Source organism: Paenibacillus sp. FSL M8-0334 (assembly GCF_038000405.1).
Taxonomy (GTDB): domain Bacteria; phylum Bacillota; class Bacilli; order Paenibacillales; family Paenibacillaceae; genus Paenibacillus_AQ; species Paenibacillus_AQ campinasensis.
In genome coordinates this window covers 965,139-988,532 of the sequence record NZ_JBBOCH010000002.1, presented here as the reverse complement: position 1 = coordinate 988,532, position 23,394 = coordinate 965,139, and the positions used below count along the sequence as shown (strand labels likewise).

Genomic DNA, 23,394 nt, shown 5'->3' with positions numbered 1-23,394 from the left:
ATACCGCATAATGGAACCAAGAGCCCCCGCATGCTGAGCGAAGACTCCTGTCCCCATGAACCCAAGCTTATCCTGCTACAACCATTTACTTCGATATGGTTGATGAATCGTAGGCAGCCTGCATGATTTCAATATAACGCTGCATGTTGAGACCTTCCAGCCCTTTCACATAATCATCCCAATCCTTATCCAGACTTTTAGCGCCGGTGATGAACAGCAAAGCGTTCTGGTCAACATAGTCCTTGATGTTCGTCTGCATCATGCTGGCTTCGTCGGCTACCAGCGGGTCGACCCATAGCGCCCAGTGCGGGAAGATTTCCTGCGGCTCCTTGCCTTCCATCAATAGCGTTGCCTCGTAAAGACGGCGTTCGTAGCCGTCATCAGCGAAAATATCCGTGCCTTGGACTTCAGCATCACGATAATCCCGATGGTGGTTATATTGAGTCAGTGCGCCCCAATTGTCATTGCGAGGCTGCTCCCCGGATTCAAGCGGAATCGATTTATAGAGCGGCTCTACTTTTTCGTTCAGTGCGATTTCTCCATCCTGAGGCTTGCGCCAGCTTACGCCCTCTTCACCAAGATAGGAAAGCATCGCGCCTTCTTGCGTATAGAAATAGTCCAGCATTCGAATGGCGGCGATTTGCGTCTCTTGGCTAGCTTTATTCGTCAGGACGAAGGATGCGCCCGGATCAATCGGATAGTTGAATGTTGCATAATTGGCATGCGGTCCTTGCAGGGGCGGAAGCGGATTGTAATCCCTGCTGTACGGCGCGTCTTCTCCCGTAGTCATAAACAAGGCGGGATGCATGCCTGCCCCGGCACCCAGCAGCTGTGCGTCCGCGTTATCCCCGATTTTTTTATATGCGCCTGCATTTTGTGTAAAAGCCCCTGGGTCAATAAGCCCTCCATCATAGAGCGATTTGATGTAGGCCAGTGCTTCCCGCCACTCAGGTTTGTTGGCAGCGGTGTCCACCTGGCCATCCTTCATGATTAGGTATGTTCTGTCGTCGTTGTATATAAAGCCGTTCATGAGATACGGGATCACGTGAACTCCGAAATTCTCGACAGATCCGCTGAGCGGCACTTCATCCGCCTTGCCGTTGCCGTTCGGATCCTGCGTCTTGAAGGCCTCGAGAACCGCTTTGAATTCTTCCGGCGTCTTCGGCTGCTCAAGCCCGAGCTGATCCAGCCACTTCGTATTGATCCACATTTTATTCGGATAGGAGCAGTGGAAGCATTCGTTTAAGCCGGTCAATCCGTAAATGTTGCCGTCCGGCGCGGTGTTCATCGCCTTGTAATATTCGTTGTTCTCCAGCACTTCCTTAATGTGTGGAGCATGCTCGTCGATAAGGTCGTTCAGCGGAATGATTACCCCCTGCTGTCCGAACTTCAGCAAGTCCGTCTGCGAGAAGCGGTCTACCCATGGAATGAGCAAGTACAGATCCGGATAATCGCCGGACGCAAGCGAGATTTGCCGTTTTTCGGCCGCGCCGTCGAATGGAACGGTTGTCCAGTTGAATTTGATGTTAAACTGCTCTTCCATTTTTTTCGTAAACTTGTTGGTCCCTAGGTCCACATCCGATGCTTGATGGGCAAATACGTTAATTGTTACCTTCTGTCCGGCATCCGGCATGCCGCCTTCTTCGCTCCCTGCACGGTCATTTCCGCCGGAGCATCCGGCAAGCACGAAACTAAGCGTCAGAATGAGAACAAGCAGACGAGTTCCTGTTTTTCTCAAATCAATCTCCCCCTCATGAATGGATAATGAAATGTAACGGGCTCTGCCCTCGATTTAGCCCTTTACAGAGCCAATCAGCATGCCTTGCACGAAATAGCGCTGCACGAACGGATAGATCACCAGTACCGGAAGACTGGCCACCACAATGAGCGAGTATTTCATCAGCTCGGCCATTTGCTGCTGCCTCACCATCTCCCCGGCATCTATATTGCTTGTTCCGCTGCCCAGGATGAGAATGCTGCGGAGAATGAGCTGAAGCGGATAGAGCGATTGCGATTTCAAGTAGATCAAGGCGTCGAAATACGCATTCCACTGCCCCACCGCATACATGAGCGAAAGCACGGCGATGATCGGTTTGGCAAGGGGAAGAACGACGCTGAAAATGTAGCGGATGTCGCTGCACCCGTCGATATCCGCCGCCTCAGACAGCTCATCCGGGATCGAGGTCTGGAAGAAGGTTCTGGCGATAATGACCTGCCATACCCAAACAGCATTCGGGATGAGCAGTGCCCAGCGGGTATCGATCAGGCCCATTGATTTAACAACCAGATAGGTCGGAATCAAGCCGCCGGAGAACAGCATGGTAAAGGTGATGAAAATCATAAGCGGCGTGCGGCCGAAGAAGGACTTCTTCGACAGCGGGTAGGCGACCATAATCGTCAGGGATACGCTAATTAACGTACCGGCCACGGTATAAAACAATGAATTGGCATAACCGGTCAGCACCTGGCCGTTCCGGAACACCGCCTCATACCCTGCCAGCGTCATGTCGACCGGCCATAGCCACACCTTGCCCGCAGAGACGGCGCTTGGACTGCTCAGGGAAGAGCTTACGATGTAAATAAGCGGATACAAGACAGCGATTAATACCAAGGTCAGCATGATGTAGGTCACAGTCAGAAAGATGCGGTCCCCTAGCGACTCCTTGATCCTTGTGCGCTGCCGGCTTCCAGAGTGGGTTTGCCATGTTTTCATGTCACTCAACCCCTTTCACAAAATTTACCAGAGACTGGTATTGGAAGCCCGCCTGGCAATCGTGTTGACGACCAGGAGCAGAACCAGGTTGATTAAGGAATTGAACAGTCCGACCGCCGTGGCGAAACTATAGTTCGCGTTTAGCAATCCGATTTTGTACACATAGGTGGAGATGATTTCCGACGTGGACAAGTTCAGCGGATTTTGTAATAAGTACATTTTCTCGAAGCCGAGCGCCATGATGTTGCCTACGCTAAGAATCAGGATGATGACCGCTGCCGGCATAATGCCGGGGAGATCGACGTTCAGAATCTTCTGGAACCGATTGGCGCCGTCCACCTTCGCCGCTTCATATAATGACGGGTCAACCCCTGCCAGCGCAGCAAGATAAATGACGGCGGAATAGCCCATCGTTTGCCACACGTCGGACAGCACGTAAATCGTGCGGAACATGCCGGGCTCTCCAAGATAATTGATCGCTTCGAAGCCTAGCGCACCCGCGATCGTGTTCACGATCCCGAGTCGTGGGGACAGGAACAGCATGATGATGGACACCATGACGACCGTGGATATGAAATATGGCGCATAGGTGACCATCTGCACGGTTTTTTTATACCTTGCACTTTTCACCTCATTCAAAGCCAGCGCCAGCAGAATGGGGACCGGAAACCCGACGATCAACTGATAGAACGAAATGTACAGCGTGTTCTTGATCAGTGTCGCAAACGCCGGATTGCGAAAAAACATCTCGAAATACTGCGTGCCGACCCATGGGCTCCCCCAAATCCCTTTCACCACGTTATAGTTCTTGAAAGCAAGCACGGCGTTTGCCATCGGCAAGTACTTGAAGATGATGAAGTACAACACCGGCGGAATAATCAGCAGATACAGCTGCCAATGTCTTCTGAAGCTTCGGTAAGCGACTCTCCTGATTTCCGAGCGTTTGCTGCTCGGAGTTCCGGCTGTTTTGGACTTGGAAAATAGGGTACTCAGTTCCATCCCTCCCTCGATGTAATTGCTGCCGTTAAAGTGAGAACACTTTTTGACAGCGCTTTCTTGTGCGTAATCATAAAATTGCACGCTAGACTTCGTAAAGGCACACTTACTTCCACAGCGTACAATTCCGGATATGGATGCCCTCAAACCCTTGATTTCACTCGTTTTTTCACTTACCGAATTCTATAAAAAACATCCGCCAACACGTCGATCCGGTGGTCAGAGCAAGGACTGCCTCCTAGGCTGGCGTAACCGTCGTCTCCCTATTCGGCCATTTGCCGGAATGCGCTCGGAGACACGCCGCGAACCCGCTTGAAGGCTCTCCGAAATGAATGGGCGCTGTTATACCCCACTTGTGCAGCAATTTCGTCAATCGTCAAATGGTTCTGCTGCAGCAGTTCAACTGCCTTGCCGATCCTCACCAGTTCAACATAGTCCGAAGGATTCTTTCCCGTATGTTCCTTGAACAATTGGGAGATATACTTTTCGGGCTTACCGATATGCTCCGCGAGCCGGTAAAGCGTCAACTCCGCATCGGAATAGCGCTCATGGATGTAACGGATGATCTCGCCCACGGTCTCGGCAGACATGTCCTTTCTTTTCTTACGAATGTCTGTACAAATATCATGAACCAGCCTTCCGAACCTGTCCCTGAGTTGACTGACCCCATCTGTCGTTGAAACGGCTGTAATCTGGTGCTTGATATGATCGGTCAGCGACTCGTCATGGAATATCTTCTGTTCCGCCAGCTTCAAAAAGGTGCCCCTGAGCTCCATGACAAACTGCTGTGTCATTTCGTACGACAGCTCCCTTTCTTCAAAATTCCGGCTAAACAGCTGGTCAAGAAGGCGGCTTGCCTCCTCAAGTTCACCTGCCTTCAGCATGTTGAGCATCCGTTGTTCGGATTCAATCGGATAGTAGTACAGCTCCGTCGCTTTCATCATATCCTCGAACCGGATCATGCCGAACGCTCCGGTATGGATGGCGTATTCCAGCGCTTGCTGCGCTTCATTAAACGAGTCAGCCACGTCATTCCACGCATCGTACGGTGAACCGAGCCCGATCGTGATCGACAATCGATGTTGCCGATATACGGAGTCCATTAATTCAAGCAAAGCGGCTTCCATATGATCATTCATGTCGTCTATCGGCTCTTCGCCCAAAGGATGCACGAATGCGATCTGGTCTGAGCCCCAATCCGTAACCAGCACGTCGTGATCCAGCCGGCTAAAGGCCTGACGAACGATCAGCCGCGCCACGCTGAGTTCCTGGATGATTTCCTCACTGTCAGCGCTTCCATATCCGGACACTTTAAGAATACCTGCACGGCCGCGCTCGCCGCGGAGCGGGACACCCGTTTGGCCGGAAGCCGCCTCAAGCTCACGCATCGTATAGAAGTCGCCTGTCAACAGCCGTTTGATAAACGCGTCCCTAAGCAGCGGAAGCTGATCGTTCAGGGAGGACTCCAGCAATTTGTTGTTTGCAATCAGAGCTGCGATGTTGCCGGCCAGAAAATCATACTCGTTGTTGATCTTCTCCCGGGAGGCGTGGTTTTGTTCGCGAAACACGGACAGAAGTGAATGGATGGGAGCACTGTGCCGATAAGCAAGCAGCAGTCCGATCAGCAAGCCGATGACCAGCGCGGCCAGCGTAAACGTGATCGTCACCTGCTTGATTCTATCGGCCTTTGTCATCAGCGCCTGCTCGGGTATTCCAGCCATATAGGTCCACCCGTTCAGGTCAGACCGGATCGACATCAACAGCCGGCCATCTTCTGTGGGGCTGACTTCGCCATTCTCGCCTGCCGGGGCCCCTATATAGCGTCTGGCCTCACTTTCGTCGATTCCCCGTGATAAGATCAGGCTGCCTTCCCGGTCCGCAACCAGCGCCCAACCGCCGTATTGGTCTACGATATTTTGCAGCAGGCTGCCCATATGATCTTCATCGATCAGAACGCCGATCATCGCCTGCGGATTGTTGAAGCTGTTGAGTGGAATGGACTGGAGAAACGTAATGGCTGGCGTCTCGACAAACACCGAATCACGGATTTCCCTCCTATATTTCTTGAGCGGCATCAGCTCATTCAGATGCGGTTTCTTCAATACGGCCTCTTCCCACTCCTCGAATGTCCATCCTTCAAGCCGATTCTCAGCGTAATAATGCTCGGGCCGATAATAGACGGTGTTCGGCGTAATAATGGCATTGTAATTGCGGATGTAGATAAAGAAATTGGACAGGTAGTCGTTTGTACTGCTGTACATGGACAAGCTGCGCTGCATGCGCCCCAAGCCGTAAACGTTGTTGCTGTCGAGCGGCTTCGGATCAGCGATTAGCCGGTACAAATCCTGGTTGATCGCCAGCTGCTTCGTGAAGGCTTCCACCTCCACCAGATGGCGCTCGATGATTTCTTTTCCCAAATTCAAGGAACTTAAACTGTTTTCAATGGAGCTTGATTTCGCGACTTCAATCGAGGCCTTGTAGGATGCATAACCAGCGACTTGCGGGATCAGCAACACAATCAGGTAAGAAATCAGAAATCTTCGGAACACAGGGGAGAACTTGGACCATAAACGCTGCATATGTACCCTCCTCAAAAAAAGAAAGCGTTTGCAAATATAAGTAATTTGATGATACACTTCACTATTCGCAAGGGAAAGGTACAATCCCTGCCTCGGGGTACAATTCCTTACGGATGAGGAAACGAAGCGCCGAGCCGGACAGAATCTGAACAGTCCATTGCATCAAATATCATTTCAGCACGGTAGAGCCGGGATCGCCAACAGATATCATCGTCACAAGCGGCATGATTGAAAAGCGACAATAATAAAAAAAAGAGGGACGATGAAACAGCCCCTCTTCGTTTAAAACCCGAATGTCATTCACTTGGTTCACTTAGTCATTCACTTAGTCGCTTTACTTATAACTATCTTCATGCATCTTCTCTTTACTTCTGAAAATCTACGTAAACATTCTGACACCTCACAGCAGCCTCGAACAGGCTCGGATGCGGTTGTCCTTACGAGCACTTGCTGTATCCGCAATTGCTGCAGGTTTTGCAGCCCTCGATGTTGATCAAGGAGGCGCCGCCACAGGATGGGCACAGGTCAAGCGACATGGAACTGCCGGACGGATATCCGCCGCTGTAGCCTGCTCCGGACGATGCTGCTGCACCCCCAGCCAAGCTCTCTTCGCTGTCCGTCCCTGGAGCGCTCTCGGTGGTTGCTGCTACCGGAGCAGGGTCATGCCCGGTATCCGCTCCGGCTGCAACATGGGTCTCCAGCGCCTTCGCCACGGCGTCAGCGATCGATTCCACACGATTCGCACCAAAACCGATCGCGCCCGTACCGCCAATGCCCTTCAAGTGCTTGATGAGCAGCTCAACCTTGTTGCCATGTTCACCATAGCGGAGGAACAGCGAGCAGACGCGGCCCAAAGCTTCGGCCATCGCAAACACATCCGAGCCCGCCTTGCCCACATTCAGGAAGATTTCACCCGGTGTGCCGTTCAAATCGTTGATCGTAATATAAGCCATGCCAAACGGCGTATTCATCTTGTAAGTCGCCCCGCGCAGCACTTGCGGACGCTTCTGGTAGTTTCTGTCGAGACCGCTCTTGCCCGGAGCTTGATCTGAAGCTGACGACGAAGCGAGGAATGCGGTCTGCGCTGCCTCTGATCCCGCGGAGGCTTCGTCTGCTGATTCCGCCGCTGAACCCGGTTCCGGCGTGGCCGCTGCCGCAGGCTTCACCCCGCCGGCCTCTTCGCTGCCCTGACCTACGGCTCCTTGCTCCAGCGCTGTTTCCGGAGAAGCTGCCGTTATCGTTGCTGCGCCCTTGTCATCCTTCTTCTCTGTCTGAAGCACCTGAACATCCCGGCTGCCGTCGCGGTAGATCGTAACCCCTTTACAGCCGAGATCAAAGGCAAGCTCATACAGCCGCTTCGTATCTTCAATCGTAAAGTCAGCCGGACAGTTGGCCGTCTTCGAGATGGAACTGTCCACCCAGCGCTGGATAGCCGCCTGCGCCCGGATATGATCCTCCGCAGAAAGATCCATCGCCGTTACGAAATAGTCCGGCAGCTGCTCCCCAGGGTGGCTGTCCAGCCACTCCTGTGCGATCGGCACAAACTGCTCGTCAAAGCCAAGCCGGCTTTGGCGGTAATATTTGAAGGCAAAGTAAGGCTCGATGCCCGTTGACGTGCCCACCATCGTTCCTGTGCTGCCTGTCGGCGCCTGGGTAATGACGGTGACGTTGCGAATACCTTTTTCCCTGATAGCATCCGCAACCTCCGGGTACACCTCCGTCATATTCTTCATGAAGCCGCTCTGCAAGTACAGCTCGGCATCAAACGCCTTAAACGAACCTTTCTCTGCCGCAATATCGGCCGAGGACAGATATGCCTCTCTGGCAATAAAGCCATACAGCTTATCAAGAAACTCCAGCGATTCCGGACTGCCGTAACGGATCTTCAGCTTGATCATCAGCTCGGCCAATCCCATCGAGCCCAGTCCGACGCGGCGCTCTTTTTTCTGATTCTGTTCGTTTTCTTCAAAATGGTACGGTGTCCGGTCGATCACATTATCGAGGAAACGCACCGCATAACGGGTCGTCGTGGCCAGCTCATCCCAGGCCACATCATGCTTGTCTTCGTCATAGAACTTCGACAGGTTGATGGCCGACAGGTTGCAGACGCCCCAAGCCGGAAGCCCCTGTTCGCCGCATGGATTGGTACAAATAATCGGATTGAAATACCAGCTGTTGGACATCTGATTGTAATATTCCATGAATACAACGCCAGGCTCAGCGGACTTCCAGGCCGACTCAATGATCGTATGCCAGATGTCGCGTGCTTTCACCGTTTGATACGAAATGACGGGACGTCCGGCTTTTCTCCATTTGTCCAGGTCTCCGTCCCACACCTCATCGTAATCCGGAGAAGTCGTGTCCGGGAACACAAGCTCCCAGTCCAGATCCTCCTTGACCGCCTTCATGAAGTCATTGCTGACGCACACGGACAGGTTGGCGTTTGTCACCTGCCCCATCGTCTGTTTGACTGTAATAAAATCCAGAATATCCGGATGCCAGTCATTCATCATCAGCATCAATGCGCCCCTGCGGCTGCCGCCCTGTTCAATTAGCCCGGTTGTGTAGCTGAACAGTCCGCCCCAGGATACGGCGCCGCTGGATGAACCGTTAACCCCTTTTACAATGGCCCGCCGAGGGCGCAAGGACGACAGGTTAATGCCAACCCCGCCACCGCGTGCCATAATTTCCGTCATCTCGGTCAGCGTCTCCATAATGCCGCCGCGGCTATCCTTCGGTGACGGGATGACGTAGCAGTTAAACAGGGTCAGCTCATCGCTCGCACCCGCTCCGGCCGCAATCCGGCCGCCCGGCACAAGCTTCCAGTCATCCAGAACATGACGGAACTTCTGACGCCACTCCTCCTGAAGCTCCGGTGTGGCCTCCACCGATGCCATCGCCGATGCCAGCCGGTCCCACATCTCTTCCGGCGTCTTCTCAATCGTTAGTGTCAGTTTCTCGACATCCGATTCCACCAGCTCGCCCTTCCGCGTCTTGACGGTGACGGAGCGCCCCTCCCGCTTCACAATCTCTCCGACTTCCTTCGTCGGAAATTTCGGATCATCCTTTGTCAGCACCAGCACGACATCGCCGACTTTGGCATGGCTAGTATCCGCATCCTTCCACGCATATCGATCCAAAAAGATTTTCTCGCTAAGTCCTTCAAGCCGATTATTCTGTAAAGTACCCAAGAGCTACGACCTCCCATGACTACATTAGTATGATCTAAATCCGGTTATCCTGATTCGAATACAACTTACCCTAGTATGTATACGGCTAAACGTAAATCTGCGGCCGTACACACCATATATTGTAGGTATGAATCATTATACTACACTATATATGGTCAGGCTATGCCGAAGTTGTGAACTTTGGGCCCCTCCCTTCTGCCAAAAAGGCGCCACAGTTATGAACCCTTCTGTTTTCGTCCATACTAGGGGTACTGCTGTCTTGGAAACTTTCATCATGAGGAGGAGAATCCTATGAATAACCGCCCTGCCGAACCTGTCGGCAGCCATCCGGACAATCGCCTTCCGGTTCCCATACACCGTGACCGGTCGTGGCTGGAGGATCTGGAGAGCCGCCTCGACAAGGGAGGCCCCTGGGGCGACTGGCGTCTATCCAAGCTGGCCGTCGAGGGAGAGAAATCGCGTCTCGTTACAAGCTTTGAAGAGCTGCAATGCTTGAAACATATCGGCGATCTGTCTCCGCTCCCGCACCAGACGGATACTGCCAGACGCGTCCTGTTCGAAATGTCTGGAAGGGCGATTCTGGCCGATGAAGTAGGACTTGGGAAAACGATTGAAGCCGGTCTTATTTTAAAAGAATATATGGTCCGCGGGCTCGTATCCAAAGTGCTGATCCTCGTTCCCGCCTCCCTCGTGCTGCAATGGGTCCGTGAGCTGAACTCCAAATTCGGCATTCCGGCCGTGGCCCAGAAGAAAATGTACTCCTGGGAAAACGACATTGTGGTCGCTTCCATGGACACTGCCAAGCGCGATCCGCATTCGGAAATTTTGCTCAATCGGGAATACGACATGCTCATCATCGATGAGGCGCATAAACTGAAGAACAAAAAAACGTCCAACTATAAATTCATCGAAAAGCTGCGCAAAAAATATTGCCTGCTGCTCACGGCGACACCTGTACAAAACGATCTCAGCGAGCTGTTTAATCTCATCACTCTGCTCAAGCCCGGCCAGCTCGGCGGGCAGGGTCAGTTCGCCGCCAACTTCGTCGTCGACAAGCGCAAGCCGAAGAACCAGGATCAGCTCAAGGACGAGCTGTCCAAAGTGATGATCCGCAACCGCCGCGGGGAGAGCGACGTAGCGTTCACGAAACGCACTGTCCGCAACGTCGGACTTAATCTTTCCCCTGACGAACAGGCGCTGTATGACGGCGTCACCTCTTTTGTTAAAGATCAGTATCAGGCAGCTGGCGGCAATCTGAGCAGCATGCTGTCGCTTGTCACCTTGCAGCGGGAGGTGTGCAGCAGCAGGGATGCCGTGTTTGTCACGCTGGTGAACCTGTCGAAGAAGCTGCCCGAGGACTCACCGCTCCGCGATAAGATCTGGGAGCTTGTCTACCTGATCAAGAACATTAAAGCCAACACCAAAGCGGAAAAAACGATTGAGCTGATCCGCGAGATGAACGAAAAGGTGATCGTATTCACCGAGTACCGGGCCACTCAGGAATATCTGCTTAATTATTTCCGGGATCACGGACTGATATCCGTGCCTTATCGCGGCGGGATGAACCGGGGCAAAAAAGACTGGATGATGGACCTGTTCCGCGGACGCGCACAGGTGATGATTGCCACGGAAGCGGGCGGCGAAGGCATCAACCTGCAATTTTGCCACCATATGATCAATTTCGATCTGCCCTGGAATCCGATGCGCGTAGAGCAGCGGATCGGGCGGGTGCATCGTCTCGGCCAGACGAATGATGTCAAAATATTCAACCTTTCAACCTCTGGGACGATTGAGGAGCATATTCTGAACCTGCTCCACGAGAAGATCAACATGTTCGAGATGGTGATCGGCGGCCTGGATGTCATTCTGGAGCGGTATGAGAAGAAGGAATCGATTGAGAAAAGCCTCTACAAAATTATGCTGGAGTCCGGCAACGACGACGAGATCCGGCAGCGCCTTCACAGCCTCGGCGACTCGCTGGAGCACATCCGCAGAGATCTGGAGCAGCAAAACATATCGGAGCCATTACGAGAGGAGGAAGCCTAAAGATGACCATGACGCCGCAGGAGGTTCAGGAACACTTCATGACGTATCTGGAGGCCACCGAGTGCAGCGTGATCGAGAAATCGTCTGAGCATGTCACCGTCAAGCTGTCTCCCCAGGCCGACAAAATGCTGACCAATCGCCCGTATTACTGGGGCTTCGTGGAACGTACCGGCGCTCCGGCGGAGACGCTGTCCTTTACCTTTGTATTCGATCCGACCAAGTATGACGAAGCGCTGGCCAAGCAGCAGAAGAACAGCGCTTCGCCCGCCGGGCAAGGCCAGGACCCGGTGCTGTCACGGTACTATGGCACAGCGCCTCTCCTTCCTGTGCTTGGCCCGGGACGAATCCAGCGCGAGGATGTCACTTACGGAAGCAGCAGACTGGCGCAAATATGGAACGCGGCCCGCGAGGAAGGAAAGTGCGTCTATCTGTTCCAGCAGCCATCAGCCCCGGCGGCACAGAGAGGACGCTCGACCGCCTATGAGCAGTGGCTGGGCGTCTGCTTCAAGGTGGAATTCAGCTGTGACTTGAAGCGGGAGGAGCTGCATTTTCTCGGCATTTCTATGTCGAGCCGGGCGATTATTGAGCATTTTCCGGCCGTGCTTGAGGGCCGGGAGCTGCATCCCAGATTGCCGGAGCGTGTCCATGTCAAGCCAGCCGTCCTGACGCTGACGGAAGCTGCTGCGCTGCTTGAAGACTACCTGATTGAGAAATTAAGCAGGCTCGACTATGGATGGGCCGCTCAGGCGCGCGAGCGGCTTAAGCAGGAATTGGCCGTCATTGACGGTTATTATGAAGACCTGCTCAAGGAAGAAGATGAGGAGAAAAAAGCCTTGATTGCCGAGCAGTATGAGAACCGCAAATCGGAGATGCAGTGGCAGTACGAGCCTAAAGTGAGCTTATCCGCCATAACCAGCGGGCTGTTTCATCTGTGTTCGCCCGTGAGCGCCTCTTCCTGACCACGCTCTACAAATCAAGGCAAATTTAGAACCTCATATTGAGACGGTACCCCGACAGCTTGTAACAGCCTTTGCACAGCTTGTCCGATATACTGGGCGTATATAGAGGGGTTCATCATCTAACTCCATCCTAAGGTACGCAACATCCAATTGTTGACGACAAAAGGAGGCAACCGACTTCCATGATGCTGTCTCGAACGCTTAAATCCTATTTCGGGCGGATGCTGCTATGCGCTGTCACCCTCGCGCCCGCCTTGCTGGCATCCCCGATCGCAGGCGAGGTGTCGGCAGCGACAGGCACAGGCGCTGCCCAAGGGCACGCCGCAGGCGGCACCTCATCGACCGGGCAAGTCATTCCTGCGGATAACCCGGTATTTTCACTCTGGACTGCTCACCAAGCGACTGCCAATATCCGAACCCCTGATCGCCAGACTGTCGAGCCACGATCCGCTGACTTGCGATCCATTGACTTGCGATCCGCTGACCTTCGATCCGTTGACTTTCGATCCGTTGACCTCCGGATCGCTGACCTCCCGATCGCTGACAAGTCCGGACTCGATTTAGCTGCGGCAGTGCCGGACAGCCTTGTTGCCTTCGCTGAACAGACCGTTGACCATTTATCCGGCCATGCTCCATTCACAGCCTGGTCTGAAGCCGAGCTTGAATTTACCCCGCTCGGTCCGGGAACGCATGGCTGGTTGGTGACGCTATCCGAAGGCGGGCTTCCGCAAGGCTATCTAATTATTACCGCTGTGGAAGACGGCGGCTACAGTCTGACTGAATACGGAATCGGCTCTACGCTTCCGTTCAGTCAGGCACCGTTATATGAGCGTCTCGCAGCCGAAGGGCTGCTCAAAGGCAGCGCGGGATTGCCCGAAGGAAGCGTCATCGAACGAGGGTACAGCGGTGTCTTACCGGTGTGGGATATCAGGCTGCCGGACAAGAAGGTGCTTCATATCAGCGCTTTTACCGGGCAAGCGTTGCCGGTCGAACCCGATGATAGTCTAAGCAAAGGCCAAGCCGCTTCGACTTCGCACGAATCTGCCCTTCCCCCTGCCCAAGCAAAAGTAAAATTCAATCCACGGCAGGTCTGGCTCCCGGAGACACCTTCGCTGGCCAATCAGGCGAGCGATTCATACAGCAATTTGCTGTGGGTGACCACGCCCGGCCTGCAGGCCCGAAGCAGCAGTGAGCTTCGGAAGCTTCTCCAGGCCCACTCATCGCTAGTATTCTCAGCCGGCTCTCGGAACGCAGCCTATGAAGCTCCCTTCGCCTTGAACGGCTGGCAGCGATGGCATGATGCAGACAATGGAGCCGCTGTGATTTATACTGCAGTCACGCTGGAAGGAGCAGATACCATGCGCTTTCTTCCAGCCTCAAGCCTTGCCGGACATGGGGTGTTTCACGCGCTTCCACGGCATTGAGTAACGTTCGGAATTCGGAATGATCTTTATTTTCACCATAAAAGGGCGCTGACTTTGTACTGCAGTCAGCGCCCTTTTTTTAAAATCCACGACTCCCACAAGCTTACAGAACCGCCAATTTACATCTATGGCGAATCAGCCCCACGGTGGTATCAACCACATGCCGGATATCGCCACACACGGGGTATTATCGTTCAACGCCCCTCCCGATCATGAACATAACGAGTAATGGTTATCATCTCATCCTTGAGACTGTTTATGTTTTTTGCCACTTCGTCTGGTTTTGATGTCATCCTTCCATAAAGAGACCGAAAATGGTATCATTCCGAACCATTTTTTCGTCCAGGGTTCCTTTACCTTCCCTTTTTCCTGCCGGCGTACCTCCCGGGGCGTATCCATATAGGTGACAAAACGCTCCGTAATGTATTTAATCAACTCATCACCGCTGGCCATCGTCTTCAACTCCTTGTTGGTTTTTCCGCATCCCTAATATCAGTTTGCGCAGTTTCAAGCGCTTTTAGACGGACTTGACCCACTCGGCATGTTTTTCCCGAAAGTGTACATTCTAAGAGCGTAAGGCGGATCTTCGCCCATCGTGACAGATATTGAATCGAAGGAAGGAATCGATCTTGATTAAAGCCATCCTAACCATGCTTGCGTGGACCATTGCAGCAGTCCCGCTGCTGGATATTGCCTCGGTCGCTACCCAGCAGTTCCCATTAACCATACACCAGATATCTGACAGGCCATCAAGGCTAAAGTCAGCCCATTTGAAGCTGCGGCTGGCTGAAAATTCGAGAAGCTCTGCCTACACGCCTCCACGCATTCAGCCCGGGACAAGCAAGGATACCGTTTCTTCTCCCTATCCCGCCTCCGCATCGGAAGCAAACAAAAGGGAGGATGCGTATCCGCTCCATGGTCTGCATCCCTTTCCGTATGATGTCATTTTGATTGATGTAGGACATGGCGGAATTGACGGAGGAACATCGCATGGCGACATTTTGGAAAAAGACATCAACCTGGAAGTCTCCAGAAGGTTATTCATGCTGCTTCGCAAAGAAGGCTTCCACGCCGTACTGAATCGGGATGGAGATTACGCGCTCAGTGACGACAATCGCTGGCATCGCAGCAGGTCCAGGCATCAGCGCGATCTGGCTCAGCGTAAACAGCTCAGCAAGGAAATCCCGACAGAGGTCATTGTCAGCATTCACGTCAACTGGAGTAAAAATACGAGAAGCCGAGGCGGAATTGTGCTGCATCAGGCCGAAGGCAGAAGCTCACTGCTCGCTGAATCGATCCAGCGCGAGTTGAATCAGCTATACAGCCGAACCAACCGAGTGACGGTTGGCAAGCCCTTCTATCTGCTTAACACAACCGATGTCCCTGCTGTAATTGTAGAAACCGGATTTATGAGCAATCCGGAAGACCGGCTGATGTTGACCACCCGTAAAGGACAAGCAGCGATTGCCGAGGCAGTAGCGAACGGTATTATCAGTTATTTTGCTGCCCTGTGACAAAGGCAGGCCTGTTTACTGTATACGCATAATGCAGGAGCTACTAAGACAAAAAGAACCTCCCTCATGTCACAAGGACAGCCGAGAGAGGTTCTGTGTTTTGTCTTAGAAAATAGGGACGGTACCAGGTCTCCAGCTGGAACGTTCCATCGCCAATTCGCCGATGCCAACGAATTCCACCTGTCCTTTCATCTGCTCAACCGAAAGCTTCAGCGCTTCAGCTGTCCGTCCCCCAAACTTCCCCACATGGCCGATCGCAATGCAGGTGTCCTTCCTGATCGCATGTTCAGCAGCGGTTTTCAGCTGCTTCTGCACATGGGGCACCGTATGCACATCGTCAAGGAAAAGATCATTCGCGAGGGCAGGAACCCCTTTGGTTTGCGCCAGCTTCAAGGCAATGCTGTGGTAATTTGTCTTGCTGTCGATGAAGAACAAGCCTCGCTCCTTGCATACATCAAGAACAATCGACATGACCCGCTCGTCGCCGGTCACTTTAGAGCCCATGTGGTTGTTAATACCGATGGCGTGGGGGATCGAATCAATAGCAGCCTCCAGGCGCTGGCGAATTTCTTCATCCGTAAGCGAGGTCGTAATCGCTCCGGGCCCCAGCCAACTGGCTTGTCCCTGCTTTGGCTCCATCGGCATATGGATGATGACATCATGCCCTTGCTGATGAGCCTTCTCTGCATCCTCACGGCTGGTGGCCAGAAATGGCATTACCGCTACCGTAATTTTCACAGGCAGGTTCAGCATCTCGGCTGTCCCTTTTTGCCCATTGCCAAAATCGTCGATAATGATAGCCAGCTTGCGGTTCTTGCTTTGCGGCACCCCCGCATTTCGATCCTCGGCATCCGGATAGCGTTCCCCTGCTTTTACCGGTGGTGTTCTGCGCCCCCTAGACTCGGTGGTCGGCATACGCTGTGGGTCTTTGGCCACATGGAGGCCAGTTGACAGACCAATTACCGGTACTTCAGATCTGGCCGACAACCGACCAGCCCAGGCACCAGCTTCAGCCTCATCCAGGCAGCCCGCTGACAGCAGCGCAGCACAGAACATGAGCCCCGTCTTGACATAACGGCTCCGAATCATCGCTTGCAGCCCCTTTCCATTCTGAAAACTACCTTCCGTTCACCTATATTGTTTGAACTATGGGCATCATTTATGTAGGGGATGGATACAACCGAGCCGGGTTTCAGTTTGCAGTGCGGCTAATTTTAGCAGTGGTCATAACCGCCAGCTTCTTATTATGATTCCAGTCGACCTTAATATCGTATATCTGGCACACCTCCCGCAGCGGGACAAGCGAATCCTCCGGGCTTACGCCCTGAAGCAGCTTGGAAAATTGTACGGTTGTGCCGCTGATGCGAAGCTGTGCTCCATCTCCATTCACAAGCAGACGCTGGCTCGGATCCTGACCCTTTAATTTGGCCAGAACTATCTCTGGACGTTGATCAGACCGCCCGGCATTGATGCGGTATCCGTTTCGGTCCTCCCGCTCATTGATGCCCTCCTTCACCGTGAAGGAAGCCTCAATACCCACGGAATCGAGAATCTCTAGCAGCTTGTCGTTAAAGGCCCCGTATGGGAGCGCCATTACGCTCCGGTTGTTGCCCAGCTCTTCCTTAAGCCTTTGTTCAGCGTGGATAAGGTCGTCCACCATTCGTTTCTCGTACTCTTCGTCCGTCTCGATGCGTTTCTCATCTGCAAGGTATAAATTCCGGGTGGTTACCGGCTTCTGTGTACCCTTGGCGTCGATGCTCCCGTAACGGTGCATGTCATAGGTATGACTATAGAATCCGATCCGATGTTCCTGCATTTCTCTCATCTGCTCCCAGGTTAACTTCGGTCTGCCTTCACCGCTTGGTGAATCCACTGCCGATACGATGACAAAGTTCACGGCCGGATAATTATATTCCTTCAGAATGGGGAAAGCGTATTTGTAAAAGCTCTCATACCCATCGTCAAACGTAATCAAAACTGCATTGTCCGGCACCTCGCTTCCCTTGCCGATGTAATCTAAATATAAGTCCATACTGATTGGTACGAACCCTTCTTCCCGAAGCAGCTCCATCTGTCCCCTGAATTGATCCACGGACAGGATGTCTCCGCGATCCGGGTTCTCCATCAGGTCATGATACATCAACACGCCGACTTTGCCGGAATAGTGTACAATTGGCTCTGAAATCGAAGTGGCCTTTGCACTAAGATCGCTCCACTCCACCTCTTTGCCAAGCACGTCTTTAATGAAGGATCCTGGAACCATCAACTGCCCTTCGTGAATTTCGGCCAATGGTTCCTTGAATTCTTTGCCATCCAGGGACAGAGTCACTTCATCAGGAACCTTGTTGCCGCCGCATCCTGTAACCATGACAACCAAGGCGAGGAGAAGCACCACCCCTCTTAGTTGGACTTGAAGCCTGCCCAGGTTTGATTTTTGTGTTGTACATTGTGCTTTCATGTTTGTTTGCCTCCTTGTTTGCTTGCTGCTGCAAGTATAAGGAAGACATCTTAACGCTAACGTCTTTAAATGCTTAGCAAACACTTAAATGAAACTGAAAAAACGATGCTCTAGTCAGAAAGATTGATTTGAACAGGAACACACGAGCACTTAGAAAAAAACGCCCCCTGATCAGGGAGCGTTTCAGCATGATTCGATTATGATTTGTTTGGCAACGGCATAAATAGCATATTGACGGGAAGATTGCTGCCCGAAGCAGGCACAAACACAAATGTCACGCTTTCCTCGGCACTCCCTGTTCGGTACAGGACACCGGCCTCGCTTTGATTTCTTAAGATGCTGCCATCGGTCATTTGCACCACCTTGCCGTTAACGAGCAGCGCGCCCGCATAGTGGCCTCCCCGGGCATTAAGAGCTACTAACGTGTTTGGCGCAATTCGCAGTTTCATCGAATAAAACACGCCTGTATTTCCAATATTAGTCTCTTCCTCCCCTGTCACACCGTCGACGCCCTTCAGGAATGCATCCTGTTTGGAATCCCCCAGCACCAGACGCTGCGGTTCTAGCCCAAGCTGGCCGCTATCGACAACGACTTCCCGGTTCGCGCCTGGGAACGTCCCCCGCACATGCTTGCCGTCCCGAGGGAGCACGGGCAGTTCCTCCAGCGCTTCCAGCGGGTCGCGCGAAGGATCAGCCACGACCACGGAGAGTTTGACTTCCTGATCGGTATGCAGATCGGTATACATCGTTCGCACCATACCCGGTTTAAGCGGAATGCCGCTCATATCAGGCAGCAGAACAGCCGATTCCCCTGCCGGGATGGTAACAATCTCCGGTGCCTCCTTTTTGCTGAACGCCTCCAGGTAACGAGTGATCGCCGCCTTGCCGCTGGTGGACACATATTTCGCAGGTCCCCCGATTCCGGTCGCACCAAGCCGGATGGACAGCGGCGTGCTTCCCGGATTCGTAGCGATCAGATGAACAGACAGGTCCTTGCTCGCACGGCTCTGATTGTGAATATTGATTCGCACATCACCTGAAATCGTATCTTGATATGCAATCCCTTCCTCAGTCAGATGTTCGGGGCTGTTACTGCGAATGAATGTCTGCCCGTCTTGAGGCACGATTGTAAAAGGAAGGGTATTCATAAGCAATGCAGAAGAGGCGTCAAGGTCAAACTTTTGACCAATTGGGGTAAATAATCGATCAAACTCTTCCTTCGTATACAGCGATTCATCAAGCACCTTGATCACTTTGCGGACAGAGCTCTTGACTCCCTCACTGTTGACCACCTCCAGCATGATCTCATGCTCTCCGGGCTCAAAGAAGGCGGATTCGTTCCCCTCCCATGTTTCCTTCACGATTTTGGAGCCGGGGGCGTGACTCAGATTTTCGTATTTGACCGGCTCCCCGAGCCGATACTCCGCCTTATCCGTGGTAAAATCGGCGACAGGAGCAAAGCCCTCCGGATGCTCCTGGTTTCCCCAGGATAATGTGAGCTGTTTGTTTTCCCATGCCAGCCTGCTTTCCGTAAGTTTTGCCCATTCGCGAACGGGAACCATCATACTTCCGCGGTGTGTGATTGCGGGGAGTTCCATTGAGTAAGTCGCTCCACTCCCCTTAACGATGCGGCTGCCAGGCTTGAAAACATACTCCTCGCCGCCGCCCTTTATTCTAGCCTCTTTGGTCGTTGCATCATAAGCGAGGCTGAATCCTTGCAGTTTCGCCATCGTGCTGACCGGCACATAATTATAGCCGCCACGGTTAATCATCGGCTGAGCTGCACTTATTTCTGCGTCATTGAGTATATACACTGCTTTCGTTGATGAGAAAATCAGTTTATGTGCCCCTTCTTTCGGGACTGATTCATTCATCTGAAAGGTGTCTGCATGTTCCGCATGGATTATGTTTACTCCGGAAGTTGGAATAAGGACAGTCAGCGCTGATATGGCGCAAACCGCAACCGCTATTTGTTTTTTCAACACCGAAGCACGTTTATTCCTCATCTTTTCATCCCCTATTCAAGTCTTGTCCTGCCTTTTGAAAACGCGTTTCAAAAGTCGTGCTTTGTCGGTCGCTTCGGACCGAAATAACCCCTCCTTGCACCTCGACGATGCTCTTTGTAATGGCAAGTCCGAGTCCAGTTCCGCCTGTCTCCTTGGAACGCGAGCCCTCCACCCGATAGAACCGGTCGAAGATAAATGGCAAATCTCGCTCCGGTATGGGCTCTCCATAATTCGTGAAACGGACAACCGCCTGATCGCCTTCACTTCGGACTGCAATATCTATTTTTCCGCCTGACGCTCCGTACCGGATGGCATTGGACATTAAATTTTCATAAGCCCTGACGAGCTGGCCGCCATCAGCCACAATCGCTAGCCCCTCCTCGGCCTCCAATTCAACTTCAACCCCTGACTTTTCCATAGCCGGCACCGATTCCTCGATCAGTTGCTTTATAAAACGGGTCATGTCGATTTCCCGGATTTCCAGCGGAAGACCGTTGTTGATTCTTGTATATTCAAACAAATCATCAATCAGCTTCTTCAGATTTTGCGCCTTCTCATAGGCGATATTAATGAAATACCGAAGTTCCACTTCATCCTGATACCGATCCTCCTCAATAACCTCTAGAAACCCGAGAATTGATGTCAGCGGGGTACGCAGATCATGAGAGACACCGGTAATTAGATCGTTCTTGGTCTTCTCTGCGTTGCGTTCCTCCAGAATGGACTGGTGAAGCTGCCGGCTCATCTGGTTGATACTGTCAGCAACCTCGCCAAGTTGACTATCCTGGCGGACGGGAATTTCCGTATCAAAATTGCCCTTGGCAATTTCCCGCAGCCCATGCGTGATTTCCTCTAGATATTGCTTCAACTGCTCGGTCATATGGTTAATGCCCGAGGCTAGACGCCCCAGCTCATCCTGCGAATGCAGCTCGATCTTGTAATCGAAGTGTCCGTCAGTCACCTCGCGGACCCCCGCTTCAATGGATTCCAAATCGCGAATGAACCACCTTGTCCCTAAGTAATACATCACAAAGAAGAGGGGCACGCCAACGACATACATGACAGGCTTGGAACCGATGTTGTTGACGATCCAGGCTAGCGGAGAATTAATATATGGAATACTTAGGATCAGAATGCATAACGCATAGAGAACTATAACCAGAGCAACGGTAATGCCGATACTGGCTACCAGCATAATCAGCATTTTCATTCGAATGTTGTTAAACTGTATTCGTCTCAAGTTAGGACACCTCTGCCTTCGTTTACTCTATCTTGTATCCGATCCCCCACACGGTTTTGATAATCTCCGGCTGTTGCGGATTTTTCTCGAGCTTCTCCCGAAGCTTGCGGATATGTACCATGACCGTATTCTTGGATTCCATAAACGGCTCGTTCCATACCTCCGTGTAAATTTTATCCATACTGAGCACCAGACCTCGATTGACTGCCAGCATATGCAGCAATGCGAACTCCCTTGGTGTCAGTTTAATCTCCTCGCCAGCCAGCATTACCCGATGAGAGGCTACGTTGATCGACAACTCGTCGATCAGGATTTCATTCTCGTTTTGATCCCGGCTGCTGTTCAGATGCTTATATCGGCGAAGCTGAGATTTGATGCGTGCAATCAGCTCAAGCGGGCTGAAGGGCTTGGTCACATAATCGTCTGCCCCGATGCTGAGACCGGCGATCTTATCGATTTCCTGGCTTTTGGCTGACAGCATAATGATCGGTGTATTGTTCTCCTCCCTGATCTTCATACAGGCCTCGATACCGTCCATTTGGGGCATCATCACATCCAATATGATGAGATCCACCGGATGAGATTTCAGTATTTCAAGCGCCTCCAAACCATTGGAAGCCGTCAATAGCGTATACCCTTCGTTTTTTACGTAAATTTCCATCAATTTAATAATTTCTGTCTCATCGTCTACCATCAGTATTGTTACTCCAGACATGACTCCTCCTTGTACTCTACTGCTATATGTTATGGCGGAAGGCCTCTTAAGTCTGACCGTTGCTTCCTGGCTATGGTTATGATGTCCGGGAGCTGGATCTTATAACCTGTTCTCAACAACACGGTATACACCTGGTCTTCGAATTCAGGTTCTAAGACTGCGGCTCGCCGCTATGTCCTGTTGTTGTCCGGTACTCTTCGACTTTGGAACACGGCCAAAGATCACCCATGATCCCGGGAGCCAGCGTACCGTTATCTCCACCACTATCCATGAGCACATCAGCGCAACGGCAAAGCCCCCGGCATACCAAAGATGCATCATTAGTGAACTCCCTGTCTCAGGTGGAAACTGTCGATAAACCAGCAAAAAGAACGGGTGTATTAAATAAATCCCAAATGACACCGCACCTAAACGCATCAAGCCATCGGTAACCCTTGGTTTCGCCCCCCGATAAACGAGCGATGCCAACTGCAACAAAACGATTACTCCCAGATAAGTATGCAGATTCCACATCAGCTCATATAAGGTCGAATTATATGCGGTTCCATATAATCGGCTGTTGTAATAGACATACACATGACCAAGCCCTGCCGCAATCCATCCAAGCCACAGTATGATCCACAGGGCCGTCCGCAATGGCGTTGCATGGGTCCGGCAGATCGTAAGCCAAGCTTTTAATTTCGGGTAATAGATGCCAACAAAAGCGCCAAGCATGAAGTAGGCTATGTAGGACAATGCCCAGCTTCCTTTATTCGGCACTTGCCAATAATACTTGTTTAAAAGTATAAAGGTCCACTGGATTCCTAGTCCAATCGGAACTGCCCAGCGAGCGAGACGGGGCATCTTTTTGAGCAGCCACAGTATAAGCGGGAACAGCAGGTAAAATTGAATGCTGATGAACACAAAATAAAGATGGGTGTATGCTTTGCCTGTTAGCAGCTTCGTAAAGAAGCTCTCCATCGTTTCCCCGAGCGGCCTGCCCTGGTAATGCAAGTAATGTAGCAGTCCGAAGTAGAATACCGAAAACACCGTATACGGGACGATGATATATAACAGTCTCTTTTTATAGAAGCCGCTAATCCGCTTCAAAGTAATAGGCTCGCTGTAATAATTGTAGAACAAGACCAAACTGCTTAAGAAAATAAAGGTCGGCGTTCCGAATTTCATAAAAATATTCAGAAAGTTGTACGTCCAAAAATATTGGGAGCTTGTCATTGCAGATACCGCAAAGGACGTGGAGTGTACCGACAGGACGCCGATAATCGCACATGCGCGAACCAGCTGTAATTCTGGAAGTCTCTCTCTTCGAAGCCCTAATGCTTGTGAATTGTTCATAGTATTGCCCTCTCATCCTGTTTGAATCGCCTCGGTGGTCCGAAACGGATTTCAACAGTATAGCGGACAGTTCTTAACGCTAAGCTATTAAGTTCTTAACGCCAGACTATTAAGTTCTTAACAAAAGCTTAAGATTTGCTTTCGGGACAACTTAGATAACAAATATAAAAGGCACGGATCCGGGTTCATACCGGGAATCCATGCCTGGATGTTTAATA

General features: G+C 52.0%; 16 protein-coding genes. 4 read left to right on the top strand and 12 right to left on the bottom strand.

Annotation, left to right across the window (positions count from 1 at the left end; translation table 11 throughout):
* Nucleotides 1–85: 85 nt before the first annotated feature.
* From MKX64_RS18630 to MKX64_RS18610, 5 genes are all read right to left on the bottom strand, one after another.
* Nucleotides 86–1,738, bottom strand: coding sequence for an ABC transporter substrate-binding protein (locus tag MKX64_RS18630; protein WP_341036980.1), 1,653 nt, complete (start codon nucleotides 1,736–1,738; stop codon nucleotides 86–88).
* Nucleotides 1,739–1,792: 54 nt separating this feature from the next.
* On the bottom strand, nucleotides 1,793–2,713 hold the full coding sequence (locus tag MKX64_RS18625) for a carbohydrate ABC transporter permease (protein ID WP_095264201.1): 921 nt from the start codon (nucleotides 2,711–2,713) through the stop codon (nucleotides 1,793–1,795).
* 24 nt (nucleotides 2,714–2,737) lie between these two features.
* A complete protein-coding gene (locus MKX64_RS18620; protein WP_341037793.1) occupies nucleotides 2,738–3,592 on the bottom strand; it encodes an ABC transporter permease in 855 nt (284 codons plus the stop codon).
* Nucleotides 3,593–3,972: 380 nt separating this feature from the next.
* The gene (locus MKX64_RS18615; protein WP_095397759.1) at nucleotides 3,973–6,288 is read right to left on the bottom strand and encodes a helix-turn-helix domain-containing protein; all 2,316 of its coding nucleotides are present in this window, start codon (nucleotides 6,286–6,288) and stop codon (nucleotides 3,973–3,975) included.
* 437 nt (nucleotides 6,289–6,725) lie between these two features.
* Entirely contained in the window at nucleotides 6,726–9,479 is a 2,754-nt protein-coding gene (locus tag MKX64_RS18610) for an adenosylcobalamin-dependent ribonucleoside-diphosphate reductase (protein ID WP_341036977.1), read from the bottom strand.
* Nucleotides 9,480–9,770: 291 nt separating this feature from the next.
* On the opposite strand from MKX64_RS18610, the gene MKX64_RS18605 reads away from it, so the two are divergent.
* The 3 genes from MKX64_RS18605 to MKX64_RS18595 all read left to right on the top strand — a co-directional run bounded on the left by MKX64_RS18605 (nucleotide 9,771) and on the right by MKX64_RS18595 (nucleotide 13,908).
* A complete protein-coding gene (locus MKX64_RS18605) occupies nucleotides 9,771–11,525 on the top strand; it encodes a DEAD/DEAH box helicase (RefSeq protein WP_341036976.1) in 1,755 nt (584 codons plus the stop codon).
* A 2-nt stretch (nucleotides 11,526–11,527) separates the two neighbouring features.
* On the top strand, nucleotides 11,528–12,484 hold the full coding sequence (locus MKX64_RS18600) for a YqhG family protein (RefSeq protein ID WP_095264197.1): 957 nt from the start codon (nucleotides 11,528–11,530) through the stop codon (nucleotides 12,482–12,484).
* Nucleotides 12,485–12,666: 182 nt separating this feature from the next.
* Nucleotides 12,667–13,908 (top strand): hypothetical protein, encoded by a 1,242-nt coding sequence (locus MKX64_RS18595; protein ID WP_341036974.1) that lies wholly within the window; start codon nucleotides 12,667–12,669, stop codon nucleotides 13,906–13,908.
* 240 nt (nucleotides 13,909–14,148) lie between these two features.
* On the opposite strand, the gene MKX64_RS18590 is transcribed toward MKX64_RS18595, so the two are convergent.
* Nucleotides 14,149–14,361, bottom strand: a complete 213-nt coding sequence (locus MKX64_RS18590) for a YqzE family protein (RefSeq protein ID WP_095264210.1) — start codon at nucleotides 14,359–14,361, stop codon at nucleotides 14,149–14,151.
* A gap of 176 nt (nucleotides 14,362–14,537) precedes the next feature.
* On the opposite strand from MKX64_RS18590, the gene MKX64_RS18585 reads away from it, so the two are divergent.
* Entirely contained in the window at nucleotides 14,538–15,422 is an 885-nt protein-coding gene (locus tag MKX64_RS18585; protein ID WP_341036973.1) for an N-acetylmuramoyl-L-alanine amidase, read from the top strand.
* A gap of 105 nt (nucleotides 15,423–15,527) precedes the next feature.
* Here the strand turns inward: MKX64_RS18585 and MKX64_RS18580 are convergent, their stop codons facing one another.
* The 6 genes from MKX64_RS18580 to MKX64_RS18555 all read right to left on the bottom strand — a co-directional run bounded on the left by MKX64_RS18580 (nucleotide 15,528) and on the right by MKX64_RS18555 (nucleotide 23,176).
* Nucleotides 15,528–16,511, bottom strand: a complete 984-nt coding sequence (locus tag MKX64_RS18580; protein WP_341036972.1) for a divergent polysaccharide deacetylase family protein — start codon at nucleotides 16,509–16,511, stop codon at nucleotides 15,528–15,530.
* Nucleotides 16,512–16,614: 103 nt separating this feature from the next.
* Nucleotides 16,615–17,880: a polysaccharide deacetylase family protein gene (locus MKX64_RS18575; protein ID WP_155617973.1), complete on the bottom strand. Its 1,266-nt coding sequence runs from the start codon at nucleotides 17,878–17,880 to the stop codon at nucleotides 16,615–16,617.
* 197 nt (nucleotides 17,881–18,077) lie between these two features.
* Nucleotides 18,078–19,754 carry a stalk domain-containing protein gene (locus MKX64_RS18570; protein ID WP_445670845.1) on the bottom strand — a complete coding sequence of 559 codons (1,677 nt, stop codon included), beginning with the start codon at nucleotides 19,752–19,754 and terminating at the stop codon, nucleotides 18,078–18,080.
* A gap of 136 nt (nucleotides 19,755–19,890) precedes the next feature.
* The gene (locus MKX64_RS18565) at nucleotides 19,891–21,126 is read right to left on the bottom strand and encodes a sensor histidine kinase (RefSeq protein WP_095397753.1); all 1,236 of its coding nucleotides are present in this window, start codon (nucleotides 21,124–21,126) and stop codon (nucleotides 19,891–19,893) included.
* Between the two features lie 22 nt (nucleotides 21,127–21,148).
* Nucleotides 21,149–21,841 (bottom strand): response regulator transcription factor, encoded by a 693-nt coding sequence (locus MKX64_RS18560; protein WP_095397752.1) that lies wholly within the window; start codon nucleotides 21,839–21,841, stop codon nucleotides 21,149–21,151.
* Nucleotides 21,842–21,985: 144 nt separating this feature from the next.
* Nucleotides 21,986–23,176 carry an acyltransferase gene (locus MKX64_RS18555; protein ID WP_095397751.1) on the bottom strand — a complete coding sequence of 397 codons (1,191 nt, stop codon included), beginning with the start codon at nucleotides 23,174–23,176 and terminating at the stop codon, nucleotides 21,986–21,988.
* Between the last annotated feature and the right edge of the window lie 218 nt (nucleotides 23,177–23,394).